Annotated in this window: 1 protein-coding gene and 1 pseudogene; both read right to left on the bottom strand. The window is 34.8% G+C overall.

Translation table 11 applies throughout. The annotated features are described in order from the left end of the window. Nucleotides 1-157 precede the first annotated feature (157 nt). The gene (locus JZO83_RS13305) at nt 158-1,594 is read right to left on the bottom strand and encodes an IS1182 family transposase (RefSeq protein ID WP_207116055.1); all 1,437 of its coding nucleotides are present in this window, start codon (nt 1,592-1,594) and stop codon (nt 158-160) included. 127 nt (nt 1,595-1,721) lie between these two features. Next, nucleotides 1,722-1,904, bottom strand: a pseudogene (locus JZO83_RS13310) (hypothetical protein); the annotation flags it as partial.

Raw genomic sequence — 1,904 nt, forward strand, 5'->3', positions numbered from 1 at the left:
AACTGGGAGCAGCTATTAGAGCGCAGACTATCTCAATACAGGAACTTGGCGAGGCGAGCATTATCAAAAACCGATTGGCACGTATCTTTCACGAATATAAAAGAAAAGCAAAAAAAAGAGGCCTACTTGCGTAGTCCTCTCAGATTGTAGACAAACCTTATGTAAAAATGAGGTTTGTCTTTTTTATATGTACGATTTTAAGAATAAAAGAGAAATTTCTTTGTTTTTCTAAAGAAAAACACCCCTTTCCTGCTCGCCCTTTTTTGATTTTTATTAGTTTTTTCATATTTAGACAGGCAAAAGTAAGCCCAATTTTCATGTGCATTTTTTCTATTCCTATTTGATTCGTATAACGTAATCCATGAAATTCCTTTGCTGTACCAAAAATTCGTTCAATTGTTTCTTTTCTTTTTCTATATAGGTCTTTAAAACTTCTTTGATGACGTATTTCCTCACATCGTTCGATTGCTTTCGCCCAAATATGTCTGGTGATGACTTTTGTATGATTTTTTGAATTTGTACAAGTAGATAGAACAGGACAATTTTTACATTCTTCTGGATTACTTTTGTATTCTAAATATCCTTTTCGATTGGTTGTCGAATAAGAGAGGATCTTATCATTAGGACAGATATAACAATCATAGTATTCATCGTAGGCATAGTCGTTCTTCTTGAAATAGCCCGCTTTCGTCATTGGTCGCTTATAAGGGAAAACAGGGGTCAGATTTTCTTCGAGAAGTAATTGTGCGATTGCTGGCGTTTTATACCCAGCATCCATAATCAATTTATCTAAAGTAAAAGCTCCTTTGAGCTTTTTAAATAAAGAAATAAACGTACGACTATCATGTAAGTTTCCTGGGTGGGTCGTATAACCTAGTATCCAGCCGTTTTTATCACATGCCACTTGTGCGCTATATGCAAAAACTTCTTTATGCTCACCTTTATGAAACCAACCACTTTCGGGATCAGTAGTACTTGTTTTTTTCATGGCCATTTTAGTTCCTGCGTTTGTTTCTTTTAAGGGCTTTTTTAGGCGTTTTTCTCGATCTTTTTCAATTTCTTTTGTCAATTTTTCCGTATAAAAGAAGGCTTGATCCATCACTTCGACGGATTCTTTCTTGTTTCGATTCGCATGTGCTTTAATATGTGTCCCATCAATAAAAATTTCAGAGGTATCAACGATTCCTTCCGTCATACATTGTGCTAAAATCTCATAAAAGATTTGTTCAAACGTAGTGGTTCCTTTGAACCGTCTCGTATAGTTTTTACCAAATGTAGAAAAATGAGGAACTGCATCTTCTAACCCTAACCCCAAAAACCATCGATACGCGTTGTTCACTTCAATTTCTTTGATGGTTTGTCTCATGCTTTTAATACCAAAAAAGTATTGAATCATCGGTAACTTAATCAGAAGAACGGGATCTAAGCTTGGCCGTCCTTGGGTTTCATCATATTTATCTTTTACCAAATCGTAAATAAAAGAAAAATCAATAAACTGATCCATTTGTCGTAATAAATGGTCTTGGGGAACTAAGTCCTCAAGAGCAAAAAAGCCCATCTGTGCACGCTTACTCATATCTTGTTTTGAGAGCATCGGGTTACACCTCCAATTCATAGTTTTATTTTAACGTATAAAAAAAGACAAAGCACTATAAATAAGTACTTTGTCTACAATCTGAGCTCCCTATTCTAAAATAGGGAGCTGTTTTTCATTTTAGTATTTATTCGTCTTCATGCTCAATCATGATATCAAGTTCTGCATCATCATTTAAATGCTTCGCTAAAAAGGGAATCAGTTCTTCTAATGAAACAGAAAACTTCAATAACGGTCCACGCCAACCATTTCGGAAAAAATTCATTTTGACTTCTTTCGAATCTTTTGGTTGGTAAAGAACGATTTTATT

The organism is Enterococcus sp. DIV1298c (assembly GCF_017316315.1).
Taxonomy (GTDB): Bacteria; Bacillota; Bacilli; order Lactobacillales; family Enterococcaceae; genus Enterococcus_B; species Enterococcus_B mangumiae.

Coding starts and splice junctions, on each gene's coding strand:
- JZO83_RS13305 (WP_207116055.1), bottom strand. CDS start 1,594: ATGCTCTCAAAACAAGATATGAGTAAGCGTGCACAGATGGGCTTTTTT.